General features: G+C 59.0%; 28 protein-coding genes and 3 tRNA genes. 17 read left to right on the plus strand and 14 right to left on the minus strand.

The window, feature by feature from the left end; all coding sequences use genetic code 11:
* Positions 1–35: 35 nt before the first annotated feature.
* On the minus strand, positions 36–1,202 hold the full coding sequence (gene ampC / locus WA225_RS20625; protein ID WP_422609363.1) for a class C beta-lactamase: 1,167 nt from the start codon (positions 1,200–1,202) through the stop codon (positions 36–38).
* A 160-nt stretch (positions 1,203–1,362) separates the two neighbouring features.
* Here ampC and WA225_RS20630 point away from each other — a divergent pair, with 160 nt between their 5' ends.
* Positions 1,363–2,235: a LysR family transcriptional regulator gene (locus tag WA225_RS20630; RefSeq protein ID WP_422609364.1), complete on the plus strand. Its 873-nt coding sequence runs from the start codon at positions 1,363–1,365 to the stop codon at positions 2,233–2,235.
* A 189-nt stretch (positions 2,236–2,424) separates the two neighbouring features.
* On the opposite strand, the gene gudD is transcribed toward WA225_RS20630, so the two are convergent.
* Both gudD and WA225_RS20640 read right to left on the minus strand, forming a co-directional pair.
* On the minus strand, positions 2,425–3,768 hold the full coding sequence (gudD, locus tag WA225_RS20635) for a glucarate dehydratase (protein ID WP_422609365.1): 1,344 nt from the start codon (positions 3,766–3,768) through the stop codon (positions 2,425–2,427).
* A gap of 39 nt (positions 3,769–3,807) precedes the next feature.
* On the minus strand, positions 3,808–5,154 hold the full coding sequence (locus tag WA225_RS20640) for an MFS transporter (protein WP_422609366.1): 1,347 nt from the start codon (positions 5,152–5,154) through the stop codon (positions 3,808–3,810).
* A 347-nt stretch (positions 5,155–5,501) separates the two neighbouring features.
* Between WA225_RS20640 and WA225_RS20645 the strand changes: the two genes are divergently transcribed.
* Together WA225_RS20645 and WA225_RS20650 are read left to right on the plus strand one after the other, a co-directional pair.
* Positions 5,502–6,215 carry a FadR/GntR family transcriptional regulator gene (locus WA225_RS20645; RefSeq protein WP_422609367.1) on the plus strand — a complete coding sequence of 238 codons (714 nt, stop codon included), beginning with the start codon at positions 5,502–5,504 and terminating at the stop codon, positions 6,213–6,215.
* A gap of 92 nt (positions 6,216–6,307) precedes the next feature.
* Positions 6,308–6,538 carry a hypothetical protein gene (locus WA225_RS20650; RefSeq protein ID WP_422609368.1) on the plus strand — a complete coding sequence of 77 codons (231 nt, stop codon included), beginning with the start codon at positions 6,308–6,310 and terminating at the stop codon, positions 6,536–6,538.
* Positions 6,539–6,700: 162 nt separating this feature from the next.
* Here the strand turns inward: WA225_RS20650 and WA225_RS20655 are convergent, their stop codons facing one another.
* Positions 6,701–7,645 (minus strand): DMT family transporter, encoded by a 945-nt coding sequence (locus tag WA225_RS20655; protein ID WP_422609370.1) that lies wholly within the window; start codon positions 7,643–7,645, stop codon positions 6,701–6,703.
* Between the two features lie 50 nt (positions 7,646–7,695).
* Here WA225_RS20655 and WA225_RS20660 point away from each other — a divergent pair, with 50 nt between their 5' ends.
* A complete protein-coding gene (locus WA225_RS20660) occupies positions 7,696–8,562 on the plus strand; it encodes a LysR family transcriptional regulator (protein WP_422609371.1) in 867 nt (288 codons plus the stop codon).
* Positions 8,563–8,767: 205 nt separating this feature from the next.
* Here the strand turns inward: WA225_RS20660 and yegQ are convergent, their stop codons facing one another.
* Complete coding sequence (gene yegQ, locus WA225_RS20665; protein WP_422609372.1) at positions 8,768–10,099, minus strand: tRNA 5-hydroxyuridine modification protein YegQ; 1,332 nt, start codon at positions 10,097–10,099, stop codon at positions 8,768–8,770.
* A 155-nt stretch (positions 10,100–10,254) separates the two neighbouring features.
* On the opposite strand from yegQ, the gene WA225_RS20670 reads away from it, so the two are divergent.
* Positions 10,255–11,316 carry an AI-2E family transporter gene (locus WA225_RS20670; RefSeq protein ID WP_422609373.1) on the plus strand — a complete coding sequence of 354 codons (1,062 nt, stop codon included), beginning with the start codon at positions 10,255–10,257 and terminating at the stop codon, positions 11,314–11,316.
* Here the strand turns inward: WA225_RS20670 and WA225_RS20675 are convergent.
* The 3 genes from WA225_RS20675 to WA225_RS20685 form a co-directional block, all read right to left on the minus strand.
* Entirely contained in the window at positions 11,313–11,495 is a 183-nt protein-coding gene (locus tag WA225_RS20675) for a hypothetical protein (RefSeq protein WP_422609374.1), read from the minus strand. The two genes, WA225_RS20670 and WA225_RS20675, sit on opposite strands and share 4 nt — an antisense overlap.
* A gap of 102 nt (positions 11,496–11,597) precedes the next feature.
* Entirely contained in the window at positions 11,598–11,792 is a 195-nt protein-coding gene (locus WA225_RS20680; RefSeq protein WP_007917358.1) for a hypothetical protein, read from the minus strand.
* A 230-nt stretch (positions 11,793–12,022) separates the two neighbouring features.
* Positions 12,023–12,382 carry a hypothetical protein gene (locus WA225_RS20685; RefSeq protein ID WP_034154666.1) on the minus strand — a complete coding sequence of 120 codons (360 nt, stop codon included), beginning with the start codon at positions 12,380–12,382 and terminating at the stop codon, positions 12,023–12,025.
* 256 nt (positions 12,383–12,638) lie between these two features.
* Between WA225_RS20685 and WA225_RS20690 the strand changes: the two genes are divergently transcribed.
* Both WA225_RS20690 and WA225_RS20695 read left to right on the plus strand, forming a co-directional pair.
* A complete protein-coding gene (locus tag WA225_RS20690; RefSeq protein WP_422609375.1) occupies positions 12,639–13,457 on the plus strand; it encodes a shikimate 5-dehydrogenase in 819 nt (272 codons plus the stop codon).
* A gap of 212 nt (positions 13,458–13,669) precedes the next feature.
* On the plus strand, positions 13,670–14,188 hold the full coding sequence (locus WA225_RS20695; protein ID WP_422609376.1) for a cupin domain-containing protein: 519 nt from the start codon (positions 13,670–13,672) through the stop codon (positions 14,186–14,188).
* Between the two features lie 135 nt (positions 14,189–14,323).
* On the opposite strand, the gene WA225_RS20700 is transcribed toward WA225_RS20695, so the two are convergent.
* Positions 14,324–14,971 (minus strand): YceH family protein, encoded by a 648-nt coding sequence (locus tag WA225_RS20700; protein ID WP_422609377.1) that lies wholly within the window; start codon positions 14,969–14,971, stop codon positions 14,324–14,326.
* A gap of 125 nt (positions 14,972–15,096) precedes the next feature.
* Here WA225_RS20700 and WA225_RS20705 point away from each other — a divergent pair, with 125 nt between their 5' ends.
* Positions 15,097–15,606 (plus strand): DUF1993 domain-containing protein, encoded by a 510-nt coding sequence (locus WA225_RS20705; protein WP_422609378.1) that lies wholly within the window; start codon positions 15,097–15,099, stop codon positions 15,604–15,606.
* A gap of 241 nt (positions 15,607–15,847) precedes the next feature.
* Here WA225_RS20705 and sstT read toward each other — a convergent pair whose 3' ends face one another.
* Positions 15,848–17,080 carry a serine/threonine transporter SstT gene (gene sstT / locus WA225_RS20710; RefSeq protein ID WP_422609379.1) on the minus strand — a complete coding sequence of 411 codons (1,233 nt, stop codon included), beginning with the start codon at positions 17,078–17,080 and terminating at the stop codon, positions 15,848–15,850.
* A 336-nt stretch (positions 17,081–17,416) separates the two neighbouring features.
* Here sstT and WA225_RS20715 point away from each other — a divergent pair, with 336 nt between their 5' ends.
* Complete coding sequence (locus tag WA225_RS20715; RefSeq protein ID WP_095123386.1) at positions 17,417–18,580, plus strand: MFS transporter; 1,164 nt, start codon at positions 17,417–17,419, stop codon at positions 18,578–18,580.
* Here the strand turns inward: WA225_RS20715 and nhaR are convergent.
* Complete coding sequence (nhaR, locus tag WA225_RS20720; protein ID WP_422609380.1) at positions 18,575–19,474, minus strand: transcriptional activator NhaR; 900 nt, start codon at positions 19,472–19,474, stop codon at positions 18,575–18,577. The genes WA225_RS20715 and nhaR overlap by 6 nt on opposite strands.
* Positions 19,475–19,607: 133 nt before the next feature.
* On the opposite strand from nhaR, the gene WA225_RS20725 reads away from it, so the two are divergent.
* Both WA225_RS20725 and WA225_RS20730 read left to right on the plus strand, forming a co-directional pair.
* A complete protein-coding gene (locus tag WA225_RS20725; protein WP_007917343.1) occupies positions 19,608–19,850 on the plus strand; it encodes a hypothetical protein in 243 nt (80 codons plus the stop codon).
* Positions 19,851–19,879: 29 nt separating this feature from the next.
* A complete protein-coding gene (locus WA225_RS20730; RefSeq protein WP_034154674.1) occupies positions 19,880–20,629 on the plus strand; it encodes a TerC family protein in 750 nt (249 codons plus the stop codon).
* Between the two features lie 268 nt (positions 20,630–20,897).
* Here WA225_RS20730 and WA225_RS20735 read toward each other — a convergent pair whose 3' ends face one another.
* A complete protein-coding gene (locus tag WA225_RS20735) occupies positions 20,898–21,068 on the minus strand; it encodes a hypothetical protein (protein ID WP_422609381.1) in 171 nt (56 codons plus the stop codon).
* 234 nt (positions 21,069–21,302) lie between these two features.
* Here WA225_RS20735 and WA225_RS20740 point away from each other — a divergent pair, with 234 nt between their 5' ends.
* The 3 genes from WA225_RS20740 to WA225_RS20750 all read left to right on the plus strand — a co-directional run bounded on the left by WA225_RS20740 (position 21,303) and on the right by WA225_RS20750 (position 22,491).
* Positions 21,303–21,974 (plus strand): peptidase C39 family protein, encoded by a 672-nt coding sequence (locus WA225_RS20740; protein WP_422609382.1) that lies wholly within the window; start codon positions 21,303–21,305, stop codon positions 21,972–21,974.
* Positions 21,975–22,065: 91 nt separating this feature from the next.
* Positions 22,066–22,272, plus strand: coding sequence for a DUF6021 family protein (locus WA225_RS20745; protein ID WP_422609383.1), 207 nt, complete (start codon positions 22,066–22,068; stop codon positions 22,270–22,272).
* Between the two features lie 12 nt (positions 22,273–22,284).
* On the plus strand, positions 22,285–22,491 hold the full coding sequence (locus WA225_RS20750) for a hypothetical protein (RefSeq protein WP_095114516.1): 207 nt from the start codon (positions 22,285–22,287) through the stop codon (positions 22,489–22,491).
* Between the two features lie 53 nt (positions 22,492–22,544).
* On the opposite strand, the gene pbpG is transcribed toward WA225_RS20750, so the two are convergent.
* Positions 22,545–23,483 carry a D-alanyl-D-alanine endopeptidase gene (gene pbpG / locus WA225_RS20755; RefSeq protein ID WP_422609384.1) on the minus strand — a complete coding sequence of 313 codons (939 nt, stop codon included), beginning with the start codon at positions 23,481–23,483 and terminating at the stop codon, positions 22,545–22,547.
* Between the two features lie 230 nt (positions 23,484–23,713).
* Positions 23,714–24,568 (minus strand): bifunctional methylenetetrahydrofolate dehydrogenase/methenyltetrahydrofolate cyclohydrolase FolD, encoded by an 855-nt coding sequence (gene folD / locus WA225_RS20760; RefSeq protein ID WP_422609385.1) that lies wholly within the window; start codon positions 24,566–24,568, stop codon positions 23,714–23,716.
* A gap of 275 nt (positions 24,569–24,843) precedes the next feature.
* On the opposite strand from folD, the gene WA225_RS20765 reads away from it, so the two are divergent.
* The 3 genes from WA225_RS20765 to WA225_RS20775 all read left to right on the plus strand — a co-directional run bounded on the left by WA225_RS20765 (position 24,844) and on the right by WA225_RS20775 (position 25,170).
* Positions 24,844–24,920: transfer RNA gene (locus tag WA225_RS20765), tRNA-Arg, on the plus strand.
* A gap of 32 nt (positions 24,921–24,952) precedes the next feature.
* Positions 24,953–25,028 (plus strand) — tRNA-His (locus WA225_RS20770).
* A 57-nt stretch (positions 25,029–25,085) separates the two neighbouring features.
* Positions 25,086–25,170, plus strand: a tRNA-Leu gene (locus WA225_RS20775).
* Positions 25,171–25,244: the final 74 nt, after the last annotated feature.

Raw genomic sequence — 25,244 nt, forward strand, 5'->3', positions numbered from 1 at the left:
TGTAGGAGCTGCCGCAGGCTGCGATCTTTTGATCTTTATTCAGCGACAGCGCTGAGAATTGTATGGGCAATCTTCACCCGCTCAGGAATCGGGAAGTTCTTGTTGGCCATGATCACGATGCCAATGTCCTTGCTCGGCACAAACGCCACATAAGTGCCAAAACCACCGGTAGAGCCAGTCTTGTTGATCAGCACGTCATGCGGCTGCGGTTGCGGCGGATTCAGCCACTGCACCTTGTGCGCCTGCATGGCCATTTCTGTCGAGTTACCCGCCAGCAAACGATCGAGGCTGATCGGGTAACGGTACATTTCCCAACCCAGGCCCTGGGTCATGTCGCCAACCGTGTAGTAGCCGGTGTGGGTGTTGGCGATGGTTTTTTGCAGGGACGCTTCCAGCGTTTGCGGTTTCAGGTTGGCTTGCACGTAACGCAGCATGTCCACGGCGCTGGTTTTCACCCCGTAGGCCTGCGCATCGAGGGCGCCGGGAGTAACGCGGACCGGTTTGCCCTCCTTGTCATAGCCCTGCGCATACAGGCCCATTTGTGCGGCGGGAACGCTGAGGTAGGTGTGCGAGAGGCCGAGTTTCGGCAGCAGGGTTTGCGTCATCGCCTGATCAAACGGCTGGCCGAGGCTTTTCGCCGCCAGATAACCGAACAGGCCCAGGCTCGGGTTGGAATACTGGCGATGGCTGCCGGCGGGATAGGTCGGTTTCCACTGTTGGAAATAGCCGAGCATCTTGTCAGCCGAATCCCATTGCGCCGGAAATTGCAGCGGCAAACCACCGGCGCTGTACGTGCCCAGTTGCACCACGCTGATATTGTCGAAGGCACTGCCTTTCAATTCCGGCCAGAGCTGACTGGCCTGGGTCGCCAGGTCCAGTTTGCCGGTGGCTTGTGCGTAACCGGCGAGGGTGGCGGTGAAGGTTTTGCTCACCGAGCCGATTTCGAACAGGGTGTTTTCGCTGACTTTTTGCCCGGTGTCTTGGCTGGCGACGCCGTAGTTAAAGTAATGCGGCTGGCCGTTGATGGTCAGTGCCACGCTGAGGCCGGGAATGTTCTGCTGCTGCATCACCGGCGTTACCGCGTCGTTGACCAATGCTTGCAGTTGCGCAGCGTCGGGCGCGGCCGCAAGGCAGGTCGTAGCACCAAAAAACAGACCGAAAGCGGCGCGGGAAATGACTTTGCTCGATTGAATGGATGACATGAATGAACCACTCTCCATGAGTGTTGATGATGTTATCCCGCTACACTGCGGGCGATTTCTTCGTGGGGCGACTGATCAGCGCCGCCAATCTAGTCAGCGCGGCGCCAATCGGCAAACGACGAAAACTCGCACGAGCCATTAGAAAAATTTGGGAGTGGGCATGATTCGACCGCAATTGCCGCTCAACGCATTGCGTGCGTTTGAAGCGTCCGCGCGTCATTTAAGCTTCACCCGCGCGGCTGTAGAACTGTGTGTCACGCAAGCAGCGGTCAGCCATCAGGTGAAAAGCCTTGAGGCGCAACTCAACGTCACCCTGTTCAAACGCCTGCCCCGTGGGCTGATGCTGACCAGTGAAGGCGAAACCTTGCTGCCGGTGCTGAGCACATCCTTTGACCACATCGCGCAGATTCTCGAACGCCTTGCCGGTGGGCAGTATCGCGAAATGTTGACGGTCGGCGCGGTCGGCACCTTCGCCGTGGGTTGGCTGTTGCCGAGGCTGGCGGACTTCCGGGCGAAACATCCGCTCATAGATTTGCGGCTGTCGACCCACAACAACCGCGTCGATGTGGCGGCAGAAGGGCTGGATTACGCAATCCGTTTTGGCGCGGGGGCGTGGCATGGCATCGAGGCGACGCGGCTGCTCGATGCGCCGCTGTCGGTGTTGTGCGTCCCGGAAATCGCCCGGCAATTGCATTCGCCGGGGGATTTGCTGCAGCAAACCCTGCTGCGTTCCTATCGCACCGATGAATGGCCACAGTGGTTTCAGGCCGCCGGATTGGCAACGCATGCGGCGCCGCCGCAAAGCATTGTGTTTGATTCGTCGCTGGCGATGATGGAGGCGGCGTTGCAGGGCAGTGGGGTGGCACTGGCGCCACCGCTGATGTTCGCCCGGCAACTGGCGGCGGAGGCGATTTGTCAGCCGTTTGCGGTTGAGATTACGACGGGGAGTTACTGGTTGACGCGGTTACAGTCGCGTCCCGAAACGGCGGCGATGCTTGCCTTCAAAAACTGGCTGCTGCAAATCTCTGTCTGACTCACATCATCCCCTGTGGGAGCTGGCTTGCCAGCGATGGGGCCGGCATGGCGAGCATCTATGCAGGCAGACCCACCGCAATCGCTGGCAAGCCAGCTCCCACAGGATCATCTGTTGAACCGGATACCCCAATTCAACCCCTATTCCCAGTAAAGATGAGCCTGTGGGGGTATCGGGTTGGACTAATGATCAACGCACCAGACACGGCCGCTTGTTATCGAACGTCCACCCCGGAATCAAAAACTGCATCGCCACGCTGTCATCGCGCGCGCCGAGGCCCATGCCTTTGTACAGCTCGTGAGCCTTGGCCACTTGGTCCATGTCCAGCTCGACACCCAGCCCCGGTTTTTTCGGCACTTGCACCAGACCGTCGACGATTTGCAGCGGCGCCTTGGTCAAACGCTGGCCGTCCTGCCAGATCCAGTGGGTGTCGATCGCAGTGATCTCGCCCGGCGCCGCAGCGGCGACATGGGTAAACATCGCAAGCGAGATATCAAAGTGGTTGTTGGAATGCGAGCCCCAGGTCAGGCCCCATTCATGGCACATCTGCGCCACGCGCACCGAACCCTGCATCGTCCAGAAATGCGGGTCGGCCAGTGGAATGTCCACCGACTGCAACTGGATCGCATGACCCATTTCGCGCCAGTCCGTGGCGATCATGTTGGTGGCGGTTTTCAGCCCGGTGGCACGGCGAAATTCGGCCATCACTTCACGGCCGGAATAACCGTTTTCCGCACCGCATGGGTCTTCGGCATAGGCGAGCACCTGATGCTGATCGCGGCACAAACGGATCGCTTCTTTCAGTGACCAGGCGCCATTTGGATCGAGGGTGATGCGCGCCTCGGGGAAGCGTTCGGCCAGTGCCGTGACCGCTTCGATCTCCGCATCGCCGCTGAGCACGCCGCCCTTGAGTTTGAAGTCCTTGAAACCGTACTTGGCATGCGCCGCTTCAGCGAGGCGCACCACAGCTTCGGCGGTCATGGCTTTCTCGTGACGCACGCGGAACCAGTCGTTGTCGGCGTCCGGTTCGCTGCGGTAGGCGAGGTCGGTTTCGCGCTGATCACCGACGTAGAACAAATAGCCGAGCATCTTCACTTGATCACGTTGCTGACCTTCGCCAAGCAATGCCGCCACCGGTACATCCAGATGCTGACCGAGCAGGTCGAGCAGCGCGGCTTCGAGGCCCGTCACGGCGTGAATGGTGATGCGCAGGTCAAAAGTCTGCAGACCACGGCCACCGGCATCGCGGTCGGCGAAGGTCTGGCGCACTTGATTGAGGATCTTCTGATACGTGCCGATCGGGCTGCCGATCACCAGGCTGCGCGCGTCTTCCAGGGTCTGGCGAATGCGCTCGCCACCGGGCACTTCACCGACGCCGGTGTGGCCGGCGTTGTCCTTGAGGACGACAATGTTACGGGTGAAAAACGGCCCGTGGGCGCCGCTCAGATTGAGCAGCATGCCGTCGTGGCCGGCCACCGGGATGACTTGCATGTCGGTGATGATCGGAGCTTTGGCGGTGTCGTGTGCGGTCATGTTCTTATCCTTTTAAAACGCAATCTTTAAAAATGGGCGTCAGGCGTGTTTCGGCGCGGTCTCGACCACGGCGATGTCGGCAGCAGGTTTCGGCGTAGTGCGTGCGAAGAAGACAATGATCGCGGCAATGATCGAGGTCGCGGCCAGACCATAGAGGCCGCCCTGAATCGAGCCGGTGTGTTCTTCGAGCAGGCCGAACGTGGTCGGCGCGACGAAGCCGCCAAGGTTGCCCACCGAGTTGATCAGTGCGATCACCGCCGCAGCGATGCGGGCATCCAGATACGCCTGCGGAATCGGCCAGAACAGCGACGATGCGGATTTGAAACCCAGTGCGGCAAAGCAGATCGCAACGAAGGCGAAGACCGGCCCGCCGGTGGTCGACATGAACATCCCCGCAGCGGCGATCAACAGTGCGGTGGCGACCCACGCCTGTTGGTGTTTCCACTTGGCCGAGAACGAGGCGAAGGCGTACATGCCGATGATCGACAGCAACCACGGAATCGAGTTGAACAGGCCGACCTGAAAGTCGCTCATCTCGCCCATTTTCTTGATGATGCTCGGCAGCCAGAAGGTCGCGGCGTAGATGGTCAACTGAATGAAAAAGTAGATCAGGCAGAACAGGATGATCTGCCGATCCTTGAGCAATTTGCCCATGGAAGGCCGGATCGGTGTTGCGGCTTCGCGGGCCTTCTGTTCGTCGTCGATGGCGGTGACCAGTGCGTCCTGTTCGGCGCGGGTCAGCCATTTCGCATCGTGGGGTTTGGCGTCGAGCCAGAACCAGACAAACACGCACAGGCCCACCGAGAACATCCCTTCAATGAAGTACATCCATTGCCAGCCGTGCATGCCCAGCCCGTTGATTTGCAGGAGCAGGCCGGACAGCGGACCGGAGATCAACGAGGCCACGGCCGAGCCGCTGAGGAAGATCGCAATCGCCTTGCCGCGTTCGGCGCCGGGCAGCCAACGGGTGAAGTAGTAGATCACCCCGGGGAAGAACCCGGCCTCGGCCACGCCGAGCAAAAAGCGCAGTACATAGAAGTGGGTTTCGTTCTGGATGAACGCCATGCCGGCGGCGACCAGGCCCCAGGTGAACATGATGCGAGTCAGCCAGATGCGTGCGCCGACTTTCTGCAGGAGCATGTTGGAGGGGACTTCGAACAGCGCGTAACCGATGAAGAACAGCCCGGCGCCGAAGCCGTAAGCGGCGGCACCAATACCGAGGTCGTGTTCCATGTGGGTGCGGACGAAACCGATGTTTACCCGGTCAATGTAATTGACGATGAACATGATCACGAAGAGCGGCAGGACGTGGCGTTTGACTTTCGAGATGGCCGACGCGAGTGTCGAGTCGACGCCCTCGTTGATCCCGGAGACGGAGGTTTTCACTTGGTTTTCTCCCACTGATTATTTTTATGCGGGGTAGGGCAGGTGCTGCGTTGTTGATAGACATCATACAACTGAGATTTTTTGTCCTACAAGTGGGTCGAGTCGATTAATTTTCTCTGGATGCTCGGGTTTTTATGCCTTTTCACGTTTTTTCCCAATGTTTGTTGGTTTTAATCTGGACTTAAACGCGATGCCACTCCACTAAAAACACAGCGTTCCTCGACAGGAGGTTCAGAGGGTGGTTGGATTTATTTGAGTGTTGTCATACAAGCTGGAGCGCTAAAATCAATCTCGTAAGACCTGTGCGCGATGCTACGATCGACAAGCCCCGATCACCGGAACCGACCATGCAAGAAGACCTCGACGTCCCCGCCCGTAAACGTGCGCACAATCTCGCCCATGATCTGGTGGAGAAACTCACCCAGAGCATCCTGCTCGGCCAACTGTCCCCCGGCGACAAACTGCCGTCGGAGAATTCCATCGTTCAGGAGCATGGGGTCAGCCGCACGGTGGTGCGCGAGGCGATTTCCAAATTGCAGGCCTCCGGGCTGGTGGAGACCCGGCACGGCATCGGCACGTTCGTCATCGAGCGCGCAGCGGAGCAGGGCTTGCGTTTGAATGTCGACACCGCGCTCGGCGTGCGCAGCATCCTTGAACTGCGTCTGGGCCTGGAAACCCAAGCGGCAGCGCTGGCGGCGCAGCGGCGCACGGAGCCGCAAGTGCTGCAGATGCGTCAGGCGCTGGATGACTATCAACGGCTGCTGGACAGCAACGACAGTTGCGTCGAAGCGGATCGGCGCTTTCATCTGCTGATCGCCGAGGCCACCGGCAACGTCTGTTTCAGCGAGATCATGCAGCACCTGGGCAGCGCAATGATTCCGCGTCACCGGCTCAATGCCGCCGAGCGTGGCGCGGCCGATCTGAGCAAGCTCGGGCAACTGGCCCATCTGGAACATGAGGCGATTCTGAATGCGATCAAGCGTCAGGATGCGGATGCCGCACGAGCGGCGATGTGGCTGCATCTGACCAACAGCCGGGATCGCTTCTCTGCACGGGGTTGAGCGCCGCTGGTCTGTTCGATAGCACGCTGCCGACAGGCCCGATTCCAAGCTGTACGGCCCGGGTATTCCGGACCTCCTTGGTGAGGTGTGTCATGGCTAATGATTTGCTGTTTCAGGGCGGCGTGCTGCCCACCGACCCAACCCGGCCGATGCCCGGCACCGATGAGCCGACGCTGGCCGATCATGATTCTCCGATGGGAATGCCCCCAGGGCGCGATCCGTTGAGCGATGCTGACCGGCCCGAAGACTGGAAGGATCCGACGGCGGATGATGATGTGCTGCCGGCGGATGAGCCAACGCCGCTGTCCGATGATCGGCGCTGATCGGCGATTGCCTTGATTAATGTGATGGCTGTGCTGGCCTCATCGCTGGCAAGCCAGCTCCCACAGGTTCTGCGGATGTACCTGAAAATTATGTTCACCATAGAACCTTGTGGGAGCTGGCTTGCCAGCGATGGCGGCATTTGCTTCAACAACAATCATTGATCAGATCGCTGCCCGAACATCGCCAACCCGCCGCTCCAGATTCAACGCCAGCACACTGATCAACACCACCACCGACCCCACCAGCACCATCAGCGTCGGCCGCTCCGCCAACCCGACCGAAGCAATCGCCATCGCCGTCGGCGGTATCAGATACAGCGTCATCGTCGCCCGACTCAGGTCCACATGCTTGAGCACAAAGCCCCACGCCAGATAGGCCAGCGCACTGGGAAATACCCCCAGCGCCAACACCGCCCACTGCACCCGCAGCGGCGCATTCAGCACGGCTTGAACCAGCCCGGGAAGATAAATCAGCAGCATCAACGTCCCCGACCACACCGCATAACAGGCCAGGCTGAAGCCGTCGTATCGCCGCGCATGATGTTTTTGCAGCGCGAAGTAGATGCTCCATGACACCGCCGCCAACAGGATCAGCAGGGCATGCGCATCAATATCGCCCAAGCCCTTGTCGCCGCCGACCACGAGCACCACGCCGACCAAACCGAGCAGCACACAGCCCCAGCGCCAGACACTGACCTGATCCTTGAATACGAACCGCGCCAGCAACGTGCTGAACAGGGGGCTCGATTGCGCCAGTACGCTGGAGGCGCCGGCACTGACGCTTTGCTGGCCGATGTTCAGCGCGACGTGGTGCAGGCTGACGGCGAAGAAACCCAAGGCGAACAACAGCGGCACATCGTGCAATCGCGGCAAGCGAATGCCTTTGAACGCGGCAATTACTGCCATGAACACCGACGCCAATAGAAACCGCAGCAACGCCAGGTGCCCGGGGTCGTAGGCTTGCAGACCGATGTGGACGCCGGTCGGCGAATACGCCCAGCAACCGACGACGAAGGCCATCGCCAAAAGGATTTTCAACGGGGAAGGGTGCGGCATGATCAGGCGCTCGGTGGTGTCGATGCGCCGAGTATCCGGGCGCCCGATCATTCGCCACAACTGACTTATACTGCGCTGAATGTTCACTCAGAGTGATGAGTATGGAGCTGGCACAAATCCGTATGTTCAAGACCGTCGCCGACGAGGGCAGCATCGCCCGGGCGGCGGAAAAGCTGTTCTGCGTGCCGTCGAACATCACCGCGCGGATCAAGGCGCTGGAGGCCGAGTTGGGCGTTGCACTGTTCCTGCGCGAGGGGCGCGGGTTGCGGATCAGCCCGGCGGGGCAGACGTTTCTCGCCTATGCACAAAAGATTCTCGCGCTGACCGCTGAAGCGAAACGCGCGGTCGATCCTTCGGCCGAGCCGTCCGGGCCACTGCGCATCGGCGCGATCGAATCGTCGGCGACCGGGCGTTTGCCGCGCTTGCTGGCGAAGTTTCACAAGCGCTATCCGCAAGTGGCGCTGGAACTCACCACGGGCACTTGGGGGCAGTTGCTCGACGACACCGTCAGCCATCGCCTCGACGGGGCGATTGTTGCGGTGGATGTCGAACGTTCGCAGCTCAAGCGCACGCCGATGTATCGCGAAGAATTGCTGCTGATCGCGTCGACCTCGTTTGGGCCGGTCCGCAGCATCGATGATCTGCAGGACAAGACCGTATTTATGTGGCCGCAGGGTTGTCCGTATCGCGCGGCGCTGGAGCATTGGTTGTTGCGTCAGGGCCAGGCGTTGCCGATTGTCAGCCTCGCCAGTTACGGCGCGATTGTCGGTTGTGTGAGTGCCGGGGCGGGGGTGGCGCTGGTGCCCAAGGGCGTGTTTGAGCAGTACGCGAAAGGGGCTGGGTGTGTGGGGTACGAGTTCCTGGAACTGACGGCTGTCGACAACTTGTTTTACTGGCATGAAAACGCCGGGGTGCATCCGGCGCGGGAGGCGTTTGTGGCGATGTTGCGGGAGGAGTTTGTTGCATGATAAAGGCTACCCTCACCCCAGCCCTCTCCCAAAGGGAGAGGGGGCCGACCGAGGTGTCATGCGTTATGCATCGACCTGAACAACCGAGTCGATTATGGATTCACTGCCATGCTTTCAGGTCGGTGGACTTCTCCAATATCCCCCAATCAGTCCCCTCTCCCTCTGGGAGAGGGCTAGGCGGGCGGCGTTCCGATGAGGGGCTTTTTCAGGCAACCCCGATATCCCGCATCAGCAACCCAAACCGCAACCCCACCCCCTCCGGAATCGGCACATAAACCGTATGCCCATCCCCCGGCGCCACCTCGATCGCCTCACCCTTGACGCTCTGCAACTCACGCAGATCAAAATGAAAATTGCCCGTGGGCGTCATCAATTCCAGATGATCACTCAGACCAAAACGGTTCTTCACCTTGACCTCAGCCAGCCGCCCGCGCCGCTCGCCAGTCAACTCGCCAACGAACTGCTGACGCTCTGACACCGAGCTGCCATGCTGATAATTCTGGTACTCGTCATGCACATGCCGGCGCAGAAAACCTTCGGTGTAGCCACGCTGCGCCAATGACTCCAGATCCGTCATCAGGCTGCGATCAAACTCACGACCGGCCACCGCATCGTCAATCGCCCGGCGATACACCTGGGTGGTGCGCGCGCAGTAGAAGTGCGATTTGGTCCGGCCTTCGATTTTCAGGGAGTGCACGCCCATGCGCGTCAGGCGCTCGACGTGTTGCACCGCGCGCAGGTCCTTGGCGTTCATGATGTAGGTGCCGTGCTCATCCTCGAACGCCGGCATCAGTTCGTCCGGGCGGTTGGCTTCCTGGAGCAGGAACACCTGATCGGTGGGCGCGCCGAGGCCCAGGGTCGGCTCGGGCTGGAAGGTCTGGACGATCTCGCCGAGCTGATTTTCCGTGGCCTCTTGCGCCGAGTATTTCCAGCGGCAGGCGTTGGTGCAGGTGCCCTGATTGGCATCGCGTTTGTTCATGTAACCCGACAGCAGGCAGCGCCCGGAATAGGCCATGCACAGCGCGCCGTGGACGAAGACTTCCAGTTCCATGCCCGGCACCTGTTCGCGGATTTCGCCGATTTCTTCCAGCGACAATTCCCGCGACAGGATGATCCGGCTCAAACCTTGCTGCTGCCAGAATTCGACACTCGCCCAGTTCACCGTGTTGGCCTGCACCGACAGATGAATCGGCATCTGCGGGAAATGCCGGCGCACCAGCATGATCAGCCCCGGGTCGGACATGATCAGTGCATCCGGCGCCATCTCGATCACTGGCGCCAGATCCTTGAGGAAGGTCTTCAGCTTGGCGTTGTGCGGCGCGATGTTGACCACCACGTAGAAGCGCTTGCCCTGCGCCTGGGCTTCACCAATGCCCAACGCGAGGTTGGCGTGATCGAACTCGTTGTTGCGCACGCGCAGGCTGTAACGCGGCTGGCCGGCGTAAACCGCATCGGCACCGTAGGCAAAGGCGTAGCGCATGTTTTTCAGGGTGCCGGCGGGGGCGAGCAATTCGGGGGCGGTGAGGGTCGGGATCATGGCGGTGTCGGTCGCAAAAGCGCGGCAGGGTAAGTCGGATGCGGCGAGGGTTTGTTGATCTGGATCTATGCTCCATGAATAAAGATGGCACTCGAGCAGGCCCCGGTTGACTAAGCATCGGGGCGTGCACGACGCCTGACTGACATGGATCGGACATGAACGAAAAAAGCCTTCAATTCAAATCCCTCACCGTGCTGCTGTTGCTGGTCACGGTGGCGTTTATCTGGATCCTCTTGCCGTTCTACGGCGCGGTGTTCTGGGCGGTGATTCTCGGCATTGTGTTTGCGCCGATGCAACGCCGGCTGCAGGCGAAATTCGGCTGGCAGCGCAACCTGACGTCCCTGTGCACCTTGGCGATCTGCCTGGTGATCGCGATTCTGCCGGTGATCATCCTCAGTGTGCTGCTGGTGCAGGAAGGCGCGACGGTCTACAAAAACATCGAAAGCGGCGAGCTGGATATTGCCGCGTATCTGGCGCAATTCAAGCACAGCCTGCCGCCGTACTTTCAGCACTTGCTCGATCGTTTCGGCATGGGCGAACTCAATGGCCTGCGCGAGAAAATCGTCAAATCGGCGATGCAGGGCAGCCAGGTGCTGGCCAGTCAGGCGTTCAGTTTCGGCCAGGGCACGTTCGAATTCGTGGTGAGTTTTTTCATCATGCTGTATTTGCTGTTTTTCTTTCTGCGCGACGGTGCGGAGCTTGCGCGCAAGGTGCGCACCGCTGTGCCATTGGAGGAAACCCACAAACGCCGCTTGCAGCTGAAGTTCAACCGCGTGGTGCGCGCGACGGTGAAGGGCAATCTGGTGGTCGCGGTGACTCAGGGCGCACTGGGCGGGGCGATTTTCTGGTTTCTCGATATTCCCAGCGCGTTGCTGTGGGCGGTGTTGATGGCGTTTCTGTCGTTGCTGCCAGCGGTGGGCGCGGGGATTGTCTGGGCGCCGGTGGCAATCTATTTCCTGCTCAGCGGAATGATCTGGCAGGGCGTGGTGCTGGGGCTGTTCGGGGTATTCGTGATCGGTTTGGTGGACAACGTGTTGCGGCCGATTCTGGTGGGCAAGGACACCAAAATGCCCGATTACATGATTCTGATCTCGACCCTTGGTGGTCTTGCGGTATTCGGCCTCAATGGCTTTGTGATCGGGCCGTTGATCGCGGCGTTGTTCATGTCGAGTTGGGCACTGTTCGCCGAAACCAAGCCCAAGGTGCAACTGCCCTAAGCGTTGAACGGCTCGCTGATGAGCTTCTGCGAGAGTGCCTGCGCGGCGGGTAACGAGGTGAGCGGGCCGCTGATCGGCTCGCCATCGCGCATCAGGTACCAGCAGGCGAGCAGGCCCGACGCTCTGAGCGAAGCGGGTACGGCGCTGCCGATAACGGACATGATTTGAACCTGAGCCATGACGAGTACCTCCATCTAACAATGGAGCTACCTTAGAGATTCGCCACTTCTACGGACAATCAACGCTTTCGATAGTGGTCATTGACGCCGTTGAGGGTGGGCTCAATCGACCACTTGATCGAGCATGTGCATGACTTCGCGCTCGTTGAGCAGACCTTTGTGCACAAGGTTTTCGGCCAGCAGCGAAAGAAATTTCGCGCAGCGATGGCCTTCCAGGTGCTTGAGTTCGGTCAGCGCGCCGTACACCTTGCTGGAGGTGCACAGGCCGACAATGCGGTGCGGGTTTTGTGTTGGCATACCGTCGTCCTTGTTGTTATCAACCTGTTGTTTACGGACGGATTCAGATTGCAGTTCCGTCATGACAAATAAATGACCGTTTTGTGGAAATGTACATAACGGTCAATCAATCATGCCGACTTTAGCCGCTGAAACTGTCCCGACAACGACCTTGGCGAGATTTTTTCAGACGTTGGCCGACCAACGGTCATAAAAAAGCCCCGCTGTAAAAGCGGGGCTCTGTGTGTCGATTACCAGCGTGGACCGCCGTAGTAGTGCGGGCGACCGTAGTAACCACGCGGTGGGCCGTAATAGACCGGGGCCGGTTGCACGTAGACCGGTTGTTGCACATACACCGGCGCTGGCTGGTAGTAGACCGGTGGCGGTGGCTGCTGCACGTAAACCGGTGGCGGCGGGGCGGCATACACCGGCGCTTGTTGCACATACACCGGGCGATCCTGATTGATAAGCGCCGAGCCGATGATGGCCGAGCCAACGATCGCGCCAAACACCGCTGGGCCTTGCCAGTAGTTGCCGCCATGGGCTTCTGCTTGCCCTGCGACAGCAAATGCACCAATCAGCAGGGCCACGATAGGGAGTTTACGAATCATGATAAGTCCTCGGTTCTTCGACCCGGCGGCAGGGCCTGCACCAGGCCCACAGTTGTCGCGGGGATACTTCTAAGACAGCGAAATTCTGAAAATCAGCACAGCCGCTGGGTAAATTTTGTGTAAGGTCTGTACCGGCTTCTTTACCGGGCCAGGCAAGGGCCACAGAACACCTTTAAAACAGGCCTCTATGATCGTTCAGAACCCGATGGGCTGGCTAATCCCGTCTATCCGAAAGTGCGTTTGAAGGAGAAGTTTCATGCAGATGAACCCAAACAAAGACACCCAGCTGTGCATGTCCCTGTCCGGGCGGCCGGGGAATTTCGGTCTGCGTTTTCATAACCATTTGTATGAGCAGTTGGGTCTGAACTTCTATTACAAGGCCTTCAGCAGCCAGGATTTGACGGGAGCGGTCGGCGGCATTCGCGCCTTGGGCATCCGTGGTTGCGGCGTGTCGATGCCGTTCAAGGAAGCCTGCATTGCGCTGGTCGATGAACTGGATGCGTCGGCGGCGGCGATCCAGTCGATCAACACCATCGTCAACACCAATGGCCATCTCAAGGCCTACAACACCGATTACATCGCCGTCGCGCAACTGCTGGAAACCCACGCGGTGCCCAAGGACTCGACGTTTGCCTTGCGTGGCAGTGGCGGGATGGCCAAAGCGGTGGCCAGTGCCTTGCGTGATGGCGGCTACAAAAACGGTGTGATCGTCGCCCGCAACGAGCGCGCCGGGCGTGCGCTGGCGGATTCGCTGGGTTATCGCTGGCAGGCTGAGCTGGGTGATGAGCGCCCGCAAATGCTGATCAACGTCACCCCGGTGGGCATGGACGGTGGGCCGGAGGCGGGGCAACTGGCGTTCGAGTCTGAAGTCATCAAAGCCGCTGAAACCGTTTTTGATGTGGTGGCGATTCCGTCGGAGACGCCGTTGATCGTGCTCGCTCGGGCTGAAGATAAAAAGGTGATTACCGGTCTGGAAGTCATCGCGATCCAGGCGCTGGAGCAGTTTGTGCTGTACACCGGCGTGCGGCCGAATGAAGAGCAGTTTGCGGCGGCGGTGGCGTTTGCCCGGAGCTGATTCTCATGATTATGCAGTGAGGTAACCGGCCTCATCGCTGGCAAGCCAGCTCCCACAGTTATCGGGTTGGAACACAAATATGTGAGCAGCTCCCATAGCTTGTGGGAGCTGGCTTGCCAGCGATGAATTCACCGCGGTTTATCCTGCTGCCTATACTGCCTCCCCAGCAAGCACAGACTTGCCCACCACAAAAACCGTGACCGAGGCCCACCATGCATCCGCCCATCCTCAACCTGCATCAGGTCGAACTCGAACCCCTGCCCGAAGCCCTGGCCCCGGAAGGCGAAACCGCCGGGCGTTATCAGCAGCGCATGGCCCGTGTCGGCCAGCAACTGGGTTCGCAGAAACTCGGTTATCGCCTGTACGCGTTGCCGCCGGGCATGCGCGGCAGTCCGTTTCACAGTCATCGGGTCAATGAGGAGATGTTTTACGTGGTGGCCGGGGAGGGCGAGGTGCGTCTTGGCGCCGAACGTTTCCCGATCCGCGAAGGCGACGTGATCGCTTGCCCGCCGGGCGGCCCGGAAAAGGCGCATCAGATCATCAATACCAGCCAGCAGGAGTTGCGTTATCTGGCGGTGAGTACCCAGCAGCAGCCGGAAATTTGCGAGTATCCGGATTCGAACAAATATGCGGTGATGGATAATTTTCAGGTGGATGCCGAAGGTAATACTTCAGGCTTTGTCGCCGTGGCGCGGCAGAAGGATGGCGTTGATTACTGGGATGGTGAATAACCCCAGGATCTGAAACCTGATGAATAACCCCTGTGGGAGCGAGCTTGCTCGCGAATAGGCCGTGTCAGTTACATCATCGTTGAATGACACACCGCATTCGCGAGCAAGCTCGCTCCCACAATAAAACGGTGGTGGTTATTCCAGACGGGCCAGGCGTTCTTCCAGTGCGGCGATCCGCGCCTCCAGCTCTTCGATGCGCTCGACTGACACGCCGCTGCTTACGCCGCGATCCGACGGATTCTGCCGCGCCGCCATGATCGCCTCGATATCCGCCGGATCACCCAGCGCATGGGTGTAACGATCTTCGCGCTGCCCGGCCTGACGTGGTATCAACACGGCCAAACCCCGCGCGATCAAACGTTCGAGCTGATGCACCACCTGCTCGGTGTCTTCAAATTCATGCATGCGGCCACTGCGGGTCAGCAGTTCATTGACGGTCTGCGGGCCACGCAGAAACATCAAACCACTGAGAATCACCTGCGCTGGCACCAGTTCCAACGCCTTGTCGACCTTGTGCTCCCAGCGGTCGGCGCGACTGCCCATCACCAGTTTGGCGAAACCGCGACCTTCCAGCGCACGCAAACTCTGGCCGACCTGGCCCTGAGTCAGGTTCATCACCGGTTCGCGGCTGGTTTTCTGATTACACGCCGTGACCAGCGCATTAAGGGTCAGCGGATAGGTTTCCGGACTGGTCGCCTGTTTCTCGATCAACGAGCCGAGGATGCGGATTTCCGTGGCATTGAGGCGTGGCTCGTCGAAGGTGGATTCTGGTTCAGTGGTCATCGCGCGTTCCCTTTGCAGTCGAAGGCGCCTAGCCTAATCCTTGCCAAACAAAAGGCAAGCCGTGTGGTCATCAAGCATGGCTATAATCGCCTCCTTGTTCCACCCAGCCACCACACGAGAATGCCATGACCATTTCCCTGTACGCCGCATCCGTCCCGGTTTTTCAACAAATGCTCAACGCTTTGAGCGATGTCCTGAAAAAGGCTGAAGCCCACGCCACCGAAAAAAACATCGACCCGAACGCGCTCCTCCAGGCCCGTCTGTTCCCGGACATGTTTCCGCTGACCCGCCAGGTGCAGATCGCCGTCGACTTCGCCAAAGGCGTTTCTTCGCGTCTGGCTGAAATCGAAGTGCCGAAGTACGACGATACCGAAACCACCTTCGCCGAGCTGCAAGCCCTGATCGCCAAGGTTCTGGCCTACATCGGCGAGATCAAGCCGGAGCAGATCGATGGCAAGGAAGGCATCGAAATCGTTACTCGCCCGGGCACCCCGAAAGAGAAGCGCTTCAGCGGTCAGGCTTACCTGCTGACTTACGGTCTGCCGCAGTTCTTCTTCCACGTCACCACCACCTATGCGCTGCTGCGTCATAACGGGGTTGAAGTGGGCAAGCGTGATTACATGGGCGCGTTCTAAAAAGGCAAAAGCCCTCACCCTAGCCCTCTCCCAGAGGGAGAGTGGACTGACCGAGTTGTTGGTTCGAGATACACCGACCTGAACTATCAAGTCGAACTCAAGTCTGGAAGGCAACAACGATCGGCTCCCTTCCCCCTCGCCCCCCTTGGGGGGAGAGGGTTGGGGTGAGGGGGAAAAGATCTCAGCCACAAAAAAGCCCGCCAAGGTTCACACCATGGCGGGCTTTTCATTACAGCGAAGATTAAGCCGTACGCTGGGCCTTTTCTTCTTCACCCAGGCACGCCGCAGCGGTAAACAGCACATCAGTCGACGAGTTCAGCGCCGTCTCTGCCGAATCCTGCAGCACCCCAATAATGAAACCGACCGCCACGACCTGCATGGCAATCTCGCTCGGAATACCAAACAGGCTGCACGCCAGCGGAATCAACAGCAACGAACCACCGGCCACACCCGAAGCGCCACACGCGCAAATCGCAGCGACAACGCTGAGCAGAATCGCCGTCGGAATGTCCACGGCAATGCCCAGTGTATGCACGGCAGCCAGGGTCAAAACAGTGATGGTGATCGCCGCGCCAGCCATGTTGATGGTCGCGCCCAGCGGGATCGACACCGAATAGGTGTCTTCATGCAGACCCAGACGCTTGCTCAACTCCAGGTTGACCGGAATGTTCGCCGCCGAGCTACGGGTGAAGAACGCGGTGATACCGCTTTCACGCAGGCACTTGAGGGTCAGCGGGTACGGGTTGCGACGCAGTTTCCAGAACACGATCAGCGGGTTCATCACCAGCGCGACGAACAGCATGCAGCCGAGCAGCACGGCCAGCAGGTGCGCATAACCGATCAGCGCGCCGAAACCGGAAGTAGCCAGTGTCGAAGCGACCAGGCCAAAAATACCCAGTGGGGCGAAGCGAATCACCACGCGTACGATGACTGTCACGCCGTTGGACAGATCACCCAGCACTTCGCGGGTCGTGTCGCCGGCATGGCGAATCGCGATGCCCATGCCGATCGCCCAGGCCAGAATGCCGATGAAATTGGCGTTCATCAGCGCGCTGACCGGGTTATCCACCACGCTCAGCAGCAGGCTTTGCAATACTTCGCTGATGCCGCCCGGTGCGGTGACCGCAACGTTTTCGGTGGACAGCACCAGGTGCGACGGGAACGCCATGCTCGCGACCACGGCCACCACCGCCGCAGCGAAGGTGCCCAGCAGATAGAGGAACAGAATCGGGCGGATATGCGTTTCCTGACCGTGCTTGTGGTTGGCAATCGACGCCATCACGAGGACGAACACCAGAATCGGTGCGACGGCTTTCAACGCCGACACGAACACCTTGCCGATGAATGCCGTGGACTTCGCGGCTTCCGGGGCAAACATCGCCAGAGCGATACCGGCGATCAGGCCGATCACGATCTGCGTGACCAGGCTGAGGTTTTTCAAGCGTTGCAATAGAGAAGGGGATGAAGCGGTCATAACGGCATCTCTGATTTTTTATAGGGTGCAAGGCTGCGTGAGGCGATGGCAAAACAGCGGCAGACCACCGTCACGAACCGAAAGTGTTGACGCAACATCAACGCCAATAAACCGGTCGTTGAACAGGCTGTACGTTTTTCAGGGCGCGGACTTTATCACAGCGTAGGCCTTATCCTTCAGGCCTGTGACGATCTGCCACCGGATCAGGCAACAAAGTCGGCAGGTTTGTGCAAGTCAGTGCGGACACACTCTGTTAAGATTCCTCATCCTTATTTTCAAGTTCTGCCAGCGGGCCTCCGGGTCAACGCTGGTGTCGTCGTTTTGCTGGAGTTGCGCATGCTGTTGCCCATTCTTCTGTTGTCTGCCGCCGGGTTCACGGTGCTGACCACGGAATTCGTCATTGTCGGCCTGTTGCCGGCGATTGCCCGAGACCTTGAGGTCACCATCCCGCAGGCCGGGTTGCTGGTGACGCTGTTCGCTTTCACCGTGGCCATGTTCGGGCCTTTCCTGACCGCCTATTTCGCCCGCTTCGAGCGGCGCAAGCTGTTTATCAGCATCCTGATCATGTTTGGCCTGGCCAATACCGTGGCGGCGCTGGCGCCGAACATCTGGGTAATGGCGATTGCCCGCTTGATCCCGGCGCTCGGTCTGCCGGTGTTCTGGGCGTTAGCCAGTGAGACCGCAGTGGACATCGTCGGCCCGGATTTCGCCGGTCGTGCGATCGCCAAGATCGGCTTCGGCATTGTCTGCGCCACGGTGTTCGGCATTCCGGTCGGTACGCTGATTTCCGATGCGTTCGGCTGGCGCAGTGCCTTCGGCATTCTGGCGGTGATCGCCTTTGCCAAAGCCTTGCTGCTGTTTGTTTACCTGCCGAAAACCAGCCTGCACCAGCATCAGGTCAGCTTCCGTTCGCAGTTCAAGATCCTGCGCAGCCCGTTGATGATCGGCCATATCGTCCTGTCGATTCTGGTGTTCAGCGGCATGTTTACCGCTTACACCTATCTGGCCGACATCCTTGAGCGCCTCGCCGGCTTCAACGGCACTGTGGTGGGTTGGTGCCTGATGGCCTTCGGCGCGGTCGGGCTGATCGGTAACTCGCTGGGCGGTCGTGCGGTCGACCGCCATCCGCTGGGGGCGTCGGTGTTGTTCTGTGCGTTCATGATTTCCGGCATGGTCTCGCTGGTGCCAAACATTCACTCGCCGCTGGGGCTGGCGGTGGCGATGGGCATCTGGGGCATCACCCAGGCTGCATTGTTCCTGGTCAGCCATGTGCGCCTGATGAAAGCCGCTCCAGAAGCGCCGGCATTTGCTGCATCGCTGAACATCGCCGGAGCCAATCTGGGCATCGGTCTGGGTGCCATCGTCGGTGGCCGGGTGATCGACAGCGCCGGTCTGGGCTTTCTCGGCTTTGCCGCCGCCGGCTTCATCTTGCTGTCGGTGTTCCTCGCCATGGTGTTGATGACACTCAAGCCGCGCGAAATGTGCGCCGAGGCCTCATAACGCCGTAAACAGCTCGCGTCGGGCACCTTCGGTAATCGCAACGATACCGGGGTGCTTGACCTTGCGCTCCACCGAAATGGCATAGAACGACTCGGTCACCGCGTCGGTCTGGCCTATCAGCTCGACGCCATACTGGCGCTTCACCTCATCGGCTATCACGCTCGGGCCGATGAAAATCCCGCTGCCGGATTGGCCAAACGCCTGCATCAACGCACTGTCATCAAACTCGCCGACGATTTGCGGCTGGATCTGCTGCTCGGCAAACCAGCGCTGCAAGCGGCTGCGCACCACGGTTTCGGCGCCGGGTATCAACAGCGGTGCACCGTGCAGGCTGTGCGGGAAGTCCTGACCGTACCTGGCCGCCAGTTCCGGAGTGGCAAAGAAGCTGATTCCGCATTCACCGAGTTTCTGGCTGTAGCCCTTGATGTCGAGGTGCGAGGGCATCGGGCTGTCGGAGATCACCAGGTCCAAGCGCTGGATGGCCAGATCGGCAAGCAAGCGTTCAAGTTTGTCTTCGCGGCAGGTGATGCGCAGCGGTTCGTTCAGCTCCATGGTCGGCGCGATCAGGCGATAGACGATGGATTTCGGCACTACGTCGGCGACACCGACACGGAACAGAATCTGCTGTTCGTTGGGTTGTGCGCGCAGCATCAGTTCCAGCTCACCGCCTAGTTGAAACATTTGCTCGGCGTAGGGCAGAGCTTGTCGGCCAGCCTCGGTCAATTCCAGTTGCCGGCCGACTCGTCTGAATAATTCAATGCCATAAGTCTGTTCGAGCAGGGAAATCTGCCCGCTGATGGTTTGTGGGGTCAGGTTCAGCTGCTCGCAGGCGCGCACGATGCTGCCGGTCTTGGCTACAACCCAGAAATAATGCAGTTGTCGGTAATTGAGCATGGTGATCTACACTTCGTGAAAAACGAAGTATAGCCGCTAAAAATACGAATTTTCCTGAAGTGTTTGTCTCCCTAGAATGCCCAGCCATCGACGGCCGGTCTGTGACCCTGTCTGTTCATTCGAAGGAAGCCCCATGAAATACACTATCCCTGCGTTGATGTTTACGTCTTTATTGCTTCTGGCCGGTTGCGATCAGGCCGAGAAAAGCGCCCAGCAACTGATGGGCAAAGCCGCTGAAAGCGCCAAACAAGCGATCGACGACACCCACAAAGCCGCCGAACAAGCGCTGAGTGATGCCACCGGCGGCTTGATCGAGAAAAAAGAAACACCGGAAAAAGACGCGGAAAAATCCGAATCTTCCTCCAAGACCATCTAATTCGTCTTACACAGAGTCAGGACTGACCCATGGAATATCTGTTACAGCTCGCCGCCAGCCCCACCGCCTGGGTTGCTTTGGCCACATTGGTGGTGATGGAAATCGTGCTCGGCATCGATAACCTGATCTTTATCTCGATCCTGACCAACAAATTGCCCAAGCAGTACCAGCAGAAGGCGCGCCGCATCGGTATCGGCATGGCGTTGATCCTGCGTCTGGCGCTATTGAGCACCATCGCCTTCATCGTGCAGTTGACCGCCCCGGTAATCGAAATCCTGGGTCAGGCCTTCTCGTGGAAGGACATGATCCTGATCGCCGGTGGTCTGTTTCTGGTCTGGAAAGCCACGACCGAGATTCATCACAGCATGGACCCGGCGCCGGAAGATCCGAAGTCGGCGACCTCGACGGTTACTCTGGGTTTCGCTGCCGCTATTGGCCAGATCCTGATGCTCGACATGGTGTTCTCGATCGACAGCATCATTACTGCGGTTGGCATGACCGAACACTTGCCGATCATGATCATCGCGGTGGTGGTGTCGGTGCTGGTGATGTTGTTTGCTGCTGAACCGCTGGCCAAGTTCATCAACGACAACCCGACGGTGGTGATGCTGGCCCTGGGCTTCCTGATCATGATCGGTATGACCCTGATCGCCGAAGGCTTCGGCGCCCATGTACCGAAAGGTTATGTGTATGCGGCGATGGCGTTCTCGGCTTCGATTGAAGTGCTGAACATGATGTCGCGTCGGGCGAAGCAGAAGAAGTTGGCTGAGCAGGCGTAACTGCCAGTAAGCCAAAAAGGCCGCTTGAACTGAGTTCAGGCGGCCTTTTTCATTTCAGGTTCTCTATGCTCTGGTAAAACCAGCCCCTCACCCCAGCCCTCTCCCGAGGGAGAGGGAGCCGATCGGTGCGGTTCTCAAACCTGAGTTCGGCTCGTTATTGCAGGTCGGCGTAACTCGAAAAAACAACTCGGTCAGTCCCCTCTCCCTCCGGGAGAGGGATAGGCGGGCGGCGTTCCGATGAGGGGCTTTTCGCTTTTGACGTTAATCCTCAATGCGCAGTTGCGTGGCGTACCCGATGTTTCTCGGTTTTCTCAACCGCAGCAGGCTGAACCGGATGATGATGGTGGCGCCGCGAAACCCGCAGCACGCCCCACAGCATGGCGGTGGCCACGGCCAGCCAGCCGGCAATCAACATTACGATAGTCATGGTCAGGCTCATCTGTGCCTCCTCTTTGCCCTGCATCGGGCGCCCACTTTTTCAATTCGCTCTGTTTCAATGACAGTCTAGCCAATGCGGTGTTTCAGACTATTGACCAAAGGTCGCTGGTGACCAATCAGTTTGCTCTATGCAATCGATGAGTCTGGCGCTTAAGGCTATACCGCAGCCGGTCGCGGCCCTATGATCGCAGGCGTTGCCGGAACACGATGACCGGCGTCTGAACAGAGAGTGATGATGGTGCAGGTATTTTCTCGAATTCGTGCGGCGCTGCTGGTGGCCGGTTGCGCGGCCGTGTTGGCCGGGTGTGCAGGCAGTGTTTCGCCTGAGGTCAAGCGTCTGCCGGAGCGGGTCGAGCTGAGCGGCACGTTCTATCGCGGCGAAGCCAATCAGAGCGGGCCGCAGGTGTTGGCCAGTCTGTTGTCGCAGCAGGGCATCGTGATCACGCCGGGGCTTCTCGAGAAACCACTGCACCTGCCGGGTGCCGAGGACAAGCTGCAGCAGAACATCCAGAACCTTGCCCGCGAATACGGCATGGTTGTCTATCCACTGGACAGCAATTTGCCCGCGCTGCTGACTCAAGTGGCCGCTGGCTATCCGGTGATGGTGCGCTTCAGCGAGGGCTCGGCGTTCTGGGCCGAGCCGCGTTACGCGATCCTGTCCGGCTACGATCGCAACAAACAGAAAGTGCTGCTGCGCGCAGGCATGAATCGTCGCGAACTGATGAGTTTCAGCGCCTTTGAGTCGGCACTGGAGAAATCCGGTGGCTGGGCAATCCTGATCCAGAAGCCTTCACAGATTCCGGCAGCGGTCGACCGTCAGCGTTGGCTCAAAGCGGCGGATGAACTGGCTCAGGCCGGTCAGGAAAACGAAGCGGCGCAGGCGCGCAAGGCGTTGGCCGCACACTGAGTTTTCCGTTCGTCATCTGCCGGGCACGACGGCGCCCGGCAAGCCTCCTACTTATACATCCCGTGTTTTTGCGGGTAAATAAGGAGGCGATATGAAAGATTCCCCAGCAGCGAAAGGCCCGCATTCCTCCGAGCATTCCTCGGGAGATGATTTGGGATTCGATCCGGACTCGCCCGATCTTGATGATCCGCAGGTCGATCCTGTCGGCCCCGCCAAGGCGCCTCTCGACGTCGAGCCCGGCGAAGATGCCAGGAAGCCCGCCAAGCCTTATGACCCGTTAGCCAATCTGAAACCTTGATGCGAGGTGCGTATGAGTACCGATTCAAGCTTCGACGACCATAAACCGGACAGCGTGCCTACTACTCCAGAACCGGAGATTGATCCGGTGCTGGATCCGGACAGCCCGCTACGCGATCCGATGGCCCGGCCGAATGTGCTGACCCCCGAACCTGCGCGCGATCCGAGTGCGGGCGATGGCATTCCCGATGATGACCAGATGCCGCTGCCAAATGACTGATACGCCGGCGAAAAAAAGCCCCGATGATTCGGGGCTTTTTCATGAGTGGCAGGTTACTTGGCCGCTTCGATCACGCCACTCTGGCGCGACTTCAGGTTTTTATCGGCCTTGTACTGTTGGGCCACCGCGGGAACGCTGGCACTCTTGCCGGTTTCCACCCAACTGCGGATGCGGCTGGCATCGGCAAAATGGGTGTACTTGCCGAACGCGTCGAGAATCACCAGGGCGACCGGGCGGTTGCCCATCTTCGTCACCAGCACCAGGCAATGACCGGCGGGGTTGGTGAAACCGGTCTTGGTGATTTTGATGTCCCAATCGGCCTTGTTCACCAGATGATCGGTATTGCGGAAACCCAGGGTGTAATTGGGTTTACGGAACGACACCGTTTTTTCCTTGGTGGTGGTGAGTTCGCTGAGGATCGGGTACTTGCTGGCCGCGACCAGCAACTTGCTCAGGTCGCGGGCGGTGGAGACGTTACGCTCCGACAGGCCGGTCGGCTCGACATAGTGCGTGTTGGTCATGCCCAGCGCCTTGGCCTTGGCGTTCATCGCTGCGATGAAGGCTGCGTAGCCACCCGGGTAGTGATGCGCCAGGCTCGCGGCGGCACGGTTTTCCGAGGACATCAGGGCAATCAGCAGCATCTCGCGGCGCGGCAGTTCACTCTTCAGTTTGACTCGGGAGAACACGCCCTTCATTTCCGGCGTGTTACTGATATCGACATTGATCCATTCGTCCATGTTCTGCCGGGCTTCAACCACTACCAGTCCAGTCATCAGCTTGCTGACAGAGGCGATCGGCACGATCACGTCAGGGTTGCTGGAGTAGATGACTTTGTTGGTCTGCATATCCATGAGCAGGGCGCTGCCGGAGGCGATCTTCAGGCTCGAAGCGTCACGAGGGGCAGCGGTGGTTTCCGCAGCGTTGATCGTTGGCGTGATGAAAGTGCCTGAAACTGCAAAAAACAGGCTCAGAATCGAAAGACGAATTTTCACGCGGGCGAACTCATAAAGGTTGGATATTCCGTTAGTTTGTAACGGGTTATTTCTTCAAAGCGTCGCATTCTAGGAGTATGGCTGAAGATCTGTCGATGGTTGTTTGAATGACCTGAAAAACTCGTGAAAAGGCCTGTAAAAAGAGGGGTTTCCGGCGAACGGTTACAGTTTTTTCTCAGGCATGAAAAAACCCGCACGAGGCGGGTTTTTTTGACTGCTGAAGCGACGACTCAGACGTGCAGGGTTTCTGCTGCGTAGAGGGTGTTTTCCAGCAGGCAGGCACGGGTCATCGGGCCGACGCCGCCCGGTACTGGAGTGATCCAGCCGGCGCGGGGCAGGGCGGTTTCGTAGACAACGTCACCGACCAGTTTGCCGTCGTCCTGACGGTTGATGCCGACGTCGATCACGATCGCGCCTTGCTTGATCCACTCGCCCTTGACCAGGCCCGGCTTGCCGGCGGCCACCACCACCAGATCGGCACGACCAACGTGGCCGGCCAGATCCTTGGTGAAGCGGTGAGTCACGGTCACGGTGCAGCCGGCCAGCAACAGTTCCATCGCCATTGGGCGACCGACGATGTTGGACGCGCCGACAACCACTGCGTCCATGCCATAAAGGTCAGCGCCGGTGCTTTCCAGCAGCGTCATGATGCCTTTAGGTGTGCACGGACGTAGCAGCGGAATGCGCTGGGCCAGGCGACCGACGTTATAAGGGTGGAAGCCGTCGACGTCTTTGTCCGGACGAATGCGCTCCAGCAATTTGGAGGCGTCCAGGTGCTCGGGCAGCGGCAGTTGCAGCAGGATGCCGTCGATTGCCGGATCGTCGTTGAGGCGATCGATCAGATCGGTCAATGTGTCCTGGGTGGTTTCGGAGGGCAGGTCGTAGGCTTGAGAGAGGAAGCCAACCTCTTCACAGTCTTTACGCTTGTGCGAGACATAAACCTGAGAGGCAGGATCGCTGCCGACCAGGATCACCGCGAGGCCGGGAGTGCGCAGGCCTTGCTGGCGACGCTCGGCAACTCGTTGGGCGATCTGCTGGCGCAGGCTGGCGGCGATCGATTTGCCGTCGATTAGTTGTGCAGTCATTGCGCGTGATTAACCATCGAGAGGGGAAAAAATGAGAACGCATTCTCGCATGTCGAGCGATGAGGGCAAAGGCGCTTGGTCAGCAAATTCCTCTAACTCCTTTAATTAAATGAATTTTTTTCAAAAAGGATTTGACGACCTTCGGAGCGCTCTATACTATTCGTCGCACTTGTCGGGCACAGCCTAGCACTGGTTAAGAAGGTGAAGCGGAATCAAGGTTCTGCAACGCTGGAAAGCACTTAGTTTGTAGTCCTTTAAGAGTACAGATTAATAAGGCGCCCGTAGCTCAGCTGGATAGAGCATCCGCCTTCTAAGCGGATGGTCGCAGGTTCGAGTCCTGCCGGGTGCGCCATTAGGCAGCTTTGGCACAAGTAACGCGATATGGTGGGCGTAGCTCAGTTGGTAGAGCACGGGATTGTGACTCCCGTTGTCGTGGGTTCGATCCCCATCGTCCACCCCATATTTCGAAAGGCGCCAGATGTAACAGTCTGGCGCCTTTGCTTTAAAAGCTTCATCCGCGGATGTGGTGGAATTGGTAGACACACTGGATTTAGGTTCCAGCGCCGCGAGGCGTAAGAGTTCGAGTCTCTTCATCCGCACCAATTAAAGCTTCATTCATGTCTTCGGGCTGGTGAGGTTTCAACAAAGAAGTTATTTGGCTTTTTTGTTACGCAAT

Origin of the sequence: Pseudomonas sp., from assembly GCF_049300855.1 — a bacterium.
GTDB lineage: Bacteria > Pseudomonadota > Gammaproteobacteria > Pseudomonadales > Pseudomonadaceae > Aquipseudomonas.

What these genes read in the sequence shown, in the direction of transcription:
- folD (WP_422609385.1), bottom strand. Translation starts at nt 24,568, where the DNA reads ATGACTGCACAACTAATCGACGGCAAATCGATCGCCGCCAGCCTGCGC.
- WA225_RS20740 (WP_422609382.1), top strand. Translation starts at nt 21,303, where the DNA reads ATGGTGCAGGTATTTTCTCGAATTCGTGCGGCGCTGCTGGTGGCCGGT.
- ampC (WP_422609363.1), bottom strand. Translation starts at nt 1,202, where the DNA reads ATGTCATCCATTCAATCGAGCAAAGTCATTTCCCGCGCCGCTTTCGGT.
- WA225_RS20685 (WP_034154666.1), bottom strand. Translation starts at nt 12,382, where the DNA reads ATGATTCGTAAACTCCCTATCGTGGCCCTGCTGATTGGTGCATTTGCT.
- WA225_RS20700 (WP_422609377.1), bottom strand. Translation starts at nt 14,971, where the DNA reads ATGACCACTGAACCAGAATCCACCTTCGACGAGCCACGCCTCAATGCC.
- WA225_RS20690 (WP_422609375.1), top strand. Translation starts at nt 12,639, where the DNA reads ATGCAGATGAACCCAAACAAAGACACCCAGCTGTGCATGTCCCTGTCC.
- WA225_RS20695 (WP_422609376.1), top strand. Translation starts at nt 13,670, where the DNA reads ATGCATCCGCCCATCCTCAACCTGCATCAGGTCGAACTCGAACCCCTG.
- WA225_RS20655 (WP_422609370.1), bottom strand. Translation starts at nt 7,645, where the DNA reads ATGATCGGGCGCCCGGATACTCGGCGCATCGACACCACCGAGCGCCTG.
- WA225_RS20725 (WP_007917343.1), top strand. Translation starts at nt 19,608, where the DNA reads ATGAAATACACTATCCCTGCGTTGATGTTTACGTCTTTATTGCTTCTG.
- WA225_RS20705 (WP_422609378.1), top strand. Translation starts at nt 15,097, where the DNA reads ATGACCATTTCCCTGTACGCCGCATCCGTCCCGGTTTTTCAACAAATG.
- WA225_RS20750 (WP_095114516.1), top strand. Translation starts at nt 22,285, where the DNA reads ATGAGTACCGATTCAAGCTTCGACGACCATAAACCGGACAGCGTGCCT.
- WA225_RS20645 (WP_422609367.1), top strand. Translation starts at nt 5,502, where the DNA reads ATGCAAGAAGACCTCGACGTCCCCGCCCGTAAACGTGCGCACAATCTC.
- yegQ (WP_422609372.1), bottom strand. Translation starts at nt 10,099, where the DNA reads ATGATCCCGACCCTCACCGCCCCCGAATTGCTCGCCCCCGCCGGCACC.
- sstT (WP_422609379.1), bottom strand. Translation starts at nt 17,080, where the DNA reads ATGACCGCTTCATCCCCTTCTCTATTGCAACGCTTGAAAAACCTCAGC.
- gudD (WP_422609365.1), bottom strand. Translation starts at nt 3,768, where the DNA reads ATGACCGCACACGACACCGCCAAAGCTCCGATCATCACCGACATGCAA.
- WA225_RS20715 (WP_095123386.1), top strand. Translation starts at nt 17,417, where the DNA reads ATGCTGTTGCCCATTCTTCTGTTGTCTGCCGCCGGGTTCACGGTGCTG.
- WA225_RS20650 (WP_422609368.1), top strand. Translation starts at nt 6,308, where the DNA reads ATGGCTAATGATTTGCTGTTTCAGGGCGGCGTGCTGCCCACCGACCCA.
- WA225_RS20630 (WP_422609364.1), top strand. Translation starts at nt 1,363, where the DNA reads ATGATTCGACCGCAATTGCCGCTCAACGCATTGCGTGCGTTTGAAGCG.
- WA225_RS20675 (WP_422609374.1), bottom strand. Translation starts at nt 11,495, where the DNA reads ATGGCTCAGGTTCAAATCATGTCCGTTATCGGCAGCGCCGTACCCGCT.
- WA225_RS20670 (WP_422609373.1), top strand. Translation starts at nt 10,255, where the DNA reads ATGAACGAAAAAAGCCTTCAATTCAAATCCCTCACCGTGCTGCTGTTG.
- WA225_RS20745 (WP_422609383.1), top strand. Translation starts at nt 22,066, where the DNA reads ATGAAAGATTCCCCAGCAGCGAAAGGCCCGCATTCCTCCGAGCATTCC.
- nhaR (WP_422609380.1), bottom strand. Translation starts at nt 19,474, where the DNA reads ATGCTCAATTACCGACAACTGCATTATTTCTGGGTTGTAGCCAAGACC.
- WA225_RS20660 (WP_422609371.1), top strand. Translation starts at nt 7,696, where the DNA reads ATGGAGCTGGCACAAATCCGTATGTTCAAGACCGTCGCCGACGAGGGC.
- WA225_RS20730 (WP_034154674.1), top strand. Translation starts at nt 19,880, where the DNA reads ATGGAATATCTGTTACAGCTCGCCGCCAGCCCCACCGCCTGGGTTGCT.
- WA225_RS20735 (WP_422609381.1), bottom strand. Translation starts at nt 21,068, where the DNA reads ATGAGCCTGACCATGACTATCGTAATGTTGATTGCCGGCTGGCTGGCC.
- WA225_RS20680 (WP_007917358.1), bottom strand. Translation starts at nt 11,792, where the DNA reads ATGCCAACACAAAACCCGCACCGCATTGTCGGCCTGTGCACCTCCAGC.